Origin of the sequence: Mesorhizobium sp. M7A.F.Ca.CA.001.04.2.1 (genome assembly GCF_003998485.1) — a bacterium.
GTDB lineage: Bacteria > Pseudomonadota > Alphaproteobacteria > Rhizobiales > Rhizobiaceae > Mesorhizobium > Mesorhizobium ciceri.
Genome location: NZ_RZQT01000076.1, coordinates 21917 through 29384, shown reverse-complemented (window position 1 = coordinate 29384; position 7468 = coordinate 21917). Strand labels below are relative to the sequence as shown.

Genomic DNA, 7468 nt, shown 5'->3' with positions numbered 1-7468 from the left:
GAAGTCGAGCACGCCGATCATTTCGCGGCCGGTCGACTTGTTGAATTCCTCGACCTCCGGCATCGGCTCGGTGAGCAGATACATGTGCTCCATGGCAAGAACCGGCAGCTCGACGCCGACCATGCGGCCGATCTCGCGCGCCCACAGGCCGCCGCAGTTGACGACATGCTCGGCCTTCACCGTGCCCTGTTCGGTGACGACATTCCAGGTGCCGTCGACCTCCTGCGTCAATTCCACGACGCGGTTGCGCAGCACGATCTCGGCGCCGAGTTTTTTCGCCGCCTTTGAATAGGCGATGGTGGTGCCGGACGGGTCGAGATGGCCTTCGACCGGATCCCACATGGCGCCGACGAAATTGGTCTCGTCCATCAGCGGGAACATCGCCTTGGCTTCGGAAGGGGTGATCAGCTCTGTGTCCATGCCGAGATAGCGGCCCTTGGCGTGGGCAAGGCGCAGGAAGTCCATGCGCTCGGGCGTATCGGCCATCATCACGCCGCCGGTCAAATGCAGCGAGCAGGACTGGCCGGATATCTCCTCGATCTCCTTGTAGAGCTGCACCGTATAGGCCTGCAGCTTGGCGACGTTGGGGTCGCCGTTCAGCGTGTGGAAGCCGCCCGCCGCGTGCCAGGACGAGCCGGATGTGAGTTCAGAGCGCTCGATCAGCATGATGTCGGTCCAGCCGGCCTTGGCCAGGTGGTAGAGAACCGAGCAGCCGACGACGCCGCCGCCGATGACAACCGCTTTTACGTGAGATTTCATCAAGATAGGTCCGCTTTTGGAGAGATTGAATCGGGGGAGTGGGGCGTGCCTGTTTCGCGACGGCTGCGTGTTTCGTGAATGGCTTCCCCCACTCCGTCGCTGCTTCGCAGCGCCACCTCTCTCCCCTCCGGAGGGAGAGGAAGGGCGCTAGCCGGTATAAGCTCGCGCCCTTCCTCTACCCCGTGGATCGGGGGAGAGGTGGCGAGCGCAGCTCGACGGAGTGGGGGTCGACCGTTCATCAACAATACTGCCGATCAAAAATCGGTCGGCGCGCCGCCTTCGGACCGGCGCTTGGCGACGAAGGCGTTGAGTTCCTCGCGGATGGCCGGGTCCATGTAAGGCTCCTCATAGGACGCCAGCCGCTCCTTCCAGACCTTGTTGGCCTTTTCGAGCGCCGTCGGTGAGCCGGCTTCCGCCCAGGTCTCGTAATTGCGCCAGTCGGAAAGGATCGGCGAGTAGAAGGCGGTCTTGTAGCGGTCCTGCGTGTGCTGGGTGCCGAAGAAATGGCCCCCGGGGCCGACCGACTGGATGGCGTCGAAGCCGAGTGCCTCTTCGGAAAGGTCGAGCGGGGTCAGGAATTCGGCCACCATCTGCAGCAGGTCAATGTCCAGAATGGTCTTCTCGTAGGAGCAGCGCAGGCCGCCTTCGAGCCAGCCGGCGGCATGCATCATCAGGTTGCCGCCGCCCTGGATGGCTCCCCACAACGAGAACACGCTTTCATAAGCCGCCTGCGCGTCGACCGTGTTGGCGGCGCAGGTGTTGGAGGTGCGGTAGGGGATGTTGTAGCGGCGGGCAAGCTGGCCGCCGACGAGCTGCGCCTTCATGTATTCCGGCGTGCCGAACGCCGGTGAACCGGACTTCATGTCGACATTGGAGGTGAAGCCGCCATATCCGACGGGGGCGCCCTTGCGCACCATCTGGGCGAAGGCAATGCCGGCAAGCGCCTCCGCGTTCTGCTGCACCAGTGCGCCGGCGATGGTGACAGGCGCCATCGCACCCGACAGGGTGAACGGCGTTACGACGACGACCTGGCCCTTGCTCGACATCTGGATGATGCCTTCCATCATCGGCACGTCGAGCTTGAGCGGCGAATTGGTGTTGATGATGGTGAAGACGGACGGCTCTTCGAGCATCTGCTCGTGGCTGATGCCGCGCGCGATCCTGGCGATCTCGATGCCGTCGACATTGCGTTCCTTGCCGAGCGAATAGATGTGGAACACCTTGTCGGTGAGCACACTGAGATCGCGGATGCATTCGAGATGGCGGACGGATGGATGGATATCGGTCGGCTCGACCGGGTAGCCGCCCGTGCAGTTCAGAATGTTGTGCATCTGCGCGAGCTTGAGGAAGTTGCGGTAGTCCTGCTGGTTGCCGGGCCGGCGGCCGCGATCGATGTCGGAGCAATTGGGCGCCGACGCCATCATCGAGACGATCACATTGTTGCCGCCGAAGCGCACATTGTGCGCAGGATTGCGGGCATGGATGGTGAATTCCGACGGGCAGTGCGACACCAGGTCGAGGATCATGTCGCTGTCGAAGCGCACCCGCTCTGAGCCGTCACGCACGTCGGCGCCATGCGCCTTCATGATGCTGCGGGCCTCGTCATGCAGCACGTCGACGCCGATTTCCCGCAGCACGCGCAGGGAAGCGAGGTGAATCGATTCCAGCTCGTCGTCGGAGACCAGCCTGGTTGGCGCCAGAGGGTTCTTCAACTGGCGAAAAGCCGGCTGCTCGAACGCGGCCGAGCCGCCGGCGCGCTTTCCAGCGCGGCCGCCGCGACGGGCGCGGTCGGTGGCCAATGCCGGTTCTGAGGGTTGTAGGGCGGCGGTCATGATGGTCCTCGTAGGATGCGATAGCGGGCGGCATAATGGACCGGCGGCTGTCCGGCCATTGCGGAGGCGACGACCACTAGGGCGAGGGAAGCGACATGCCGGAACGGCAGGTGCCCGGCCGCGACATCGGCTTGATCAGGTTGCCGCGTTGGAGCAAGCGGATTTCGGTGGCCGGCCCTTTCCTTCCGGGGATCGAACCGATAGCTACTTGGCTTGCCGGCCTGATGGCCAGCAGTTCATCTGGATGGCAGCATGGTCGCGACCGGCTCGAGCGAAGGCGAAGCAGGAACGCAATGGGCAGCGCTTGCCGGCGTCACCGCGGCACTTGCCATGTTTGGCGCCGCGCAAGGGCTGAGCTCGCCGCTGTTCACATTGCTGATGCAGAAGCAAGGCATGTCGCCGGCGCTGATCGGCCTGTCGGCGGCGATGATGCCGCTCGGGCTGATCCTGTCGGCTTCCTTCGTGCCGGCGGCGGTGCGGCTGGTCGGCGGGCGCAACCTGGCGGTCGGCTGCTCGCTGATCGGCGCGCTCTGCTTCCTGGGCATCGGCTATCTGCAGGACTGGGTGGCGTGGTTCGTCATCCGCTTCATCATCGGCGTGGTCATCAATCCGCTTTATATCCTTGGCGAGGTGTGGGCGCTGTCGCTGGCACCGCCGTCGCGGCGCGGCCGGGTGATGGGCGTGTTCAACACGCTGATGGGCGCCGGTTATGCCGCCGGACCATTCGCGCTGACCCTGCTCGGTACGTCGGGCTGGGCGCCTTTCATGGTCGGCGTCGCCGGCTTCGCGCTCTGCGCGGTGATCCTGCACGCCGTCTCGTCAAAGCTCACCGGCTTCGAGGATGACGGCCAGCCTGCCAGCGGCCTTGTCGGGTTTGCCAAAATGGCGCCGGCGCTGCTGCTTGCCGTGCTTGTCTCGGCGGCGGTCCAGCAGAGCACCTATGCGCTGGTCCCGGTCTTCGGCGCCAGCTATGGCCTGGCGGAAGCCGTTCTGGCCTCGCTGGTGATGGCGCTTTCCCTCGGCAACATCCTGCTGCAGATACCACTCGGCCTTCTGGCGGAGCGTTTTGGCGGCCGCGCCATGATCATCGTCTGCGCACTGGCAACAACCGTTTGCGCGCTTTTGCTGTCTCTGCTGATCACAACGCCGTTGATCTGGGTGGTGCTGCTGGTGATGGGCGCGGTCGGTTACGGCGTCTACACCATGGCATTGGTCGAACTCGGCAGCCGGTTCAAGGGCTCTGTGCTGGTCGCCGGCAACGCTGCCTTTGCGCTGATGTGGGGCGTTGGTGGCATCGTCGGCCCTCCTGGTGCGGGCCTGCTCATGCAAGGCATCGGCCCACTTGGGCTGCCGGTGGTTATTGCCGCTCTCGACGCGGTGCTGGTGATGTTCGCGCTGTACCGCTCATCCATGCGCCGAGCTTCCTGATAAGCCCAACCTCCTGACAGGCACTGTCTGGAGCAAGCAGTTTTCGCCCGCCAGGGGCTTACCTCTGCGCAACTCAATCGCTAATCCTGCAGCCCGACAGCGGTGCGTACATGAATTTGGTTGAATCGAACAAGGACGAGACGATGCAATGGGCGGCGATCACCGGTGTGATCGCGACCGTCTCGGTGTTCGCCATCGCGCAAGGGTTGTCCTATCCGCTGCTGAGTTTCATCCTGCAGCGCCAGGGCGTTTCGCCAGCGATGATCGGCTTGTCGGCGGCCATGACGCCGATTGGCTTCATTCTGTCATCGCCGTTGATCCCGGCGCTGGCCCGCCGATTCGGGGCAGGGCGCACCGCGCTCACCTGTGCGGCCCTTTCGGCTGTCGTGCTGGCGCTGATCGGCTGGACGCAAAATGTCTATTTGTGGTTTCCCCTGCGCTTCCTGATCGGCGTCGTGACCAATCCGCTCTATGTGCTGAGCGAGATCTGGGTGATCGCGCTGGCACCGCCGGCCCGACGCGGCCGCGTCATGGGTGTCTATTCGACGATCATCTCGGCCGGTTTCGCGACCGGGCCACTGTGCCTGCTTGCAGTCGGCACTGAGGGCTGGCCGCCCTTCCTCGTCGGCATTTTCGCCTTCGTGCTGTGTGGCATTTGCCTGGCCTCGGTGCTGCCGCGTTTGCCCAAGGTCGACGAGGCCGGGCACCAGGTTTCCGTCCTGGGTTTCGTGCCGCTGGCGTGGCTGCTTTTGTTCGCCGTCATAGTCGCCGCCGGCTTCGAACAGGGTGCGTTGGCGTTGCTGCCGGTCTATGGCACCCATCACGGCATCACCGAAACCCGCATGTCGGCGCTGCTGTCGGTGATGATCGCCGGCAACATCGCCATGCAGGTGCCGCTCGGCCTTTTGGCGGAAAGGCTTTCCGCGCGCCTGGTGCGGCTTGCCTGCGTCGCGATCACGGTGCTCGGCTGCGTCCTGCTTCCGCTTCTCATCGAGTCGCCGCTGATCTGGCCAATGATCTTTGTCTGGGGCGCGGTTTCCTACGGCATCTACACGATGTCGATCATCGAGCTCGGCGAACGCTTCACCGGCTCCGCACTGGTCGCCGGCAATGCGGCCTTTTCCTTGATGTGGGGCGTCGGCGGCATCGCCGTGCCGCCGCTGGCGGGGGGCGCCATGGATGTTATGGGCGCCGGCGGACTGCCGATCACGCTTGGGCTGCTGTGCCTGGCGCTGGCCATTGCGAGCCTCGCTGGTCGGCGGAAAGCCTCAATTGTGCGCTGAACATGGTGAATATCGACGGCCTGTCGGCGTTGGCTTTTTCAAAGCAACGCGTTTATCGGAGACCTCATGACCAAGCCTGCCACCCAGACGCCGAATTCTGCCCCCACGACCGACGATCCCTTTCTCTGGCTGGAGGACAGGACAGCCAAGCAGTCATTGGGCTGGGTACATCGCCAGAACGAGATCACGGTTGGCGAATTGCAGGGCGATCCGTCCTATCAGGCGTCGTTCCAGACCGCGCTCGACCTGATGACGGCCGAGGACAACATCGCTGTCGGCGCGGCAAAAGCCGGCCATGTCTACAATTTCTGGCAGGACATGACCAATGTGCTCGGCCTCTGGCGCCGCACGACCGTCGCTTCCTACAAGACCGAGAAGCCCGACTGGGAAACGATCATCGACTTCGACCAGCTTGCGGCGGAGGAAGAGATAAAATGGGTTTTTGGCGGCGCCAGCCGGCTCTATCCCGACTTCAACCTTTGCCTTGTCTCGATGTCGCCGGATGGCGGCGACGCCAGCGAGATGCGCGAATTCGACATCGCGACCAAGTCGTTTGTCGAGGGTGGGTTTCGTGCACCCGCTTCCAAGTCGGGTTTCAGCTGGCTGGATAAGGACACCGTGATTGTTTCGGCCGCTTTCGACGAGGCCGACAAGACCGAGTCCGGCTATCCGCGAGTCATAAAGCTGTGGAAGCGCGATACCAAGCTGGAAGACGCGACGCCGATCTTCGAGGCGCAGAAAGAGGATCTCGCCGTTGGTGCCGCTGTCGAGTACGACGGTGACAGACGCTATCTGGTCCTGGCTCGAACGCTGAATTTCTTCGCTTCGCACATCTTCCTTCGGCTGCCTTCCGGCGAAAACAAACAGCTGCCGCTACCGGACGACATGACCGATACGGCAATATTCAGGGATCAGCTCGTGTTCGGCGTGCGCAGTGCATGGACGGCGCCCGACGACACGGTTTGCAAGCCCGACGGTCTTTATTCGGTCGATATTGCACATTGGGTCGCAACCGGCGCGATCGGGCCTGTCGAAACCTTGTTCGAGCCGGCATATCGCGTTTCCATAGCCGGCATTGCCCGCACGCGGGACCGGTTGTTCGTCAGCCTGATGGACAATGTGCGCGGCAAAGTCGTCGTCTGCGAGCGCATGGATGGCAACTGGTCGCTGAAACCGGTGGCGCTGCCCGAAAATGGCAATGTCGGCATCAGTCATGCCGAGCAGTTCGGCTCGAGCGTGTCCTTCTCCTTCACCGATTTCCTGACCCCGAGTTCGATCATCTGGTCCGACGACAATGGCGAGACGCTCGCCACCGTGAAGTCGCAGCCGGCGCGTTTCGATGCCTCGCCGCTCATCTCGGAACAGTTCGAGGCGCGCTCCAAGGACGGCACGATGATCCCCTATTTCGTCGTCAGGCGGCGCGACCAGAAAGGTCCGGTGCCGACGCTGCTTTACGGCTATGGCGGCTTCGAAGTGCCGCTGCTGCCCGGCTATGCCGGCGTGCGTGGTAAGCTGTGGCTGGAGAAAGGCAATGCCTATGTGCAGGCATGCATCCGCGGCGGCGGCGAGTTCGGCCCAGCCTGGCATCAGGCGGCGCTCAAGGGCAATCGCCAGAACGGATTCGACGATTTCGCAGCGGTCGCGCAGGACGTCGTCAAGCGCGGCATCGCGACAGCAAGCTCGCTCGGCATCCAGGGTGGTTCGAATGGCGGCTTGCTGACCGGCGTTTCCTTGACGCAGCATCCCGAGCTTTTCGGCGCCGTCATCATCGAGGTGACGCTGCTCGACATGCTGCGTTACGCCGAATTGCCGCCTGGAGCCTCGTGGATGGCCGAATATGGCGATCCGTCGAAACCCGAAGACGCGAAGTGGCTTTCAGCCTACTCGCCCTACCAGCATGTCGACGCCGCTGCCGCCTATCCGCCTGTGCTGCTGACCACATCGACCGCTGACGATCGGGTCCATCCCGGCCACGCGCGCAAGATGGCCGCCCGCCTGCAGGAAGCCGGCCATGCCAGGACGCTGTTCTTCGAGGAGACCGAGGGCGGCCATGGCGGGCGTGGCGACCGCCGGCCGCAGGCGGCGCAGACGGCGATGAAATATGTCTTCTTGCAGAGGGCGCTGACAGCCAAGGCCTAGAGTCATTCAGTTATGGGCCAAGCAAAG

General features: G+C 63.6%; 5 protein-coding genes. 3 read left to right on the top strand and 2 right to left on the bottom strand.

What is annotated here, in order from left to right; translation table 11 throughout:
* Both EN955_RS22340 and EN955_RS22335 read right to left on the bottom strand, forming a co-directional pair.
* Window positions 1-759, bottom strand: a 759-nt coding sequence (locus EN955_RS22340) for an FAD-binding oxidoreductase (RefSeq protein ID WP_164769899.1), incomplete at its 3' end; no start/stop codon positions are given.
* Between the two features lie 254 nt (window positions 760-1013).
* Window positions 1014-2591: a trimethylamine methyltransferase family protein gene (locus EN955_RS22335; protein ID WP_024501293.1), complete on the bottom strand. Its 1578-nt coding sequence runs from the start codon at window positions 2589-2591 to the stop codon at window positions 1014-1016.
* A 252-nt stretch (window positions 2592-2843) separates the two neighbouring features.
* Between EN955_RS22335 and EN955_RS22330 the strand changes: the two genes are divergently transcribed.
* From EN955_RS22330 to EN955_RS22320, 3 genes are all read left to right on the top strand, one after another.
* Window positions 2844-4019 carry an MFS transporter gene (locus tag EN955_RS22330; protein WP_013531198.1) on the top strand — a complete coding sequence of 392 codons (1176 nt, stop codon included), beginning with the start codon at window positions 2844-2846 and terminating at the stop codon, window positions 4017-4019.
* A gap of 110 nt (window positions 4020-4129) precedes the next feature.
* A complete protein-coding gene (locus tag EN955_RS22325) occupies window positions 4130-5302 on the top strand; it encodes an MFS transporter (protein WP_024501292.1) in 1173 nt (390 codons plus the stop codon).
* A 66-nt stretch (window positions 5303-5368) separates the two neighbouring features.
* A complete protein-coding gene (locus tag EN955_RS22320) occupies window positions 5369-7441 on the top strand; it encodes a prolyl oligopeptidase family protein (RefSeq protein ID WP_127223454.1) in 2073 nt (690 codons plus the stop codon).
* Window positions 7442-7468: the final 27 nt, after the last annotated feature.

Coding starts and splice junctions, on each gene's coding strand:
- EN955_RS22335 (WP_024501293.1), bottom strand. CDS start 2,591: ATGACCGCCGCCCTACAACCCTCAGAACCGGCATTGGCCACCGACCGC.
- EN955_RS22330 (WP_013531198.1), top strand. CDS start 2,844: ATGGTCGCGACCGGCTCGAGCGAAGGCGAAGCAGGAACGCAATGGGCA.
- EN955_RS22325 (WP_024501292.1), top strand. CDS start 4,130: ATGAATTTGGTTGAATCGAACAAGGACGAGACGATGCAATGGGCGGCG.
- EN955_RS22320 (WP_127223454.1), top strand. CDS start 5,369: ATGACCAAGCCTGCCACCCAGACGCCGAATTCTGCCCCCACGACCGAC.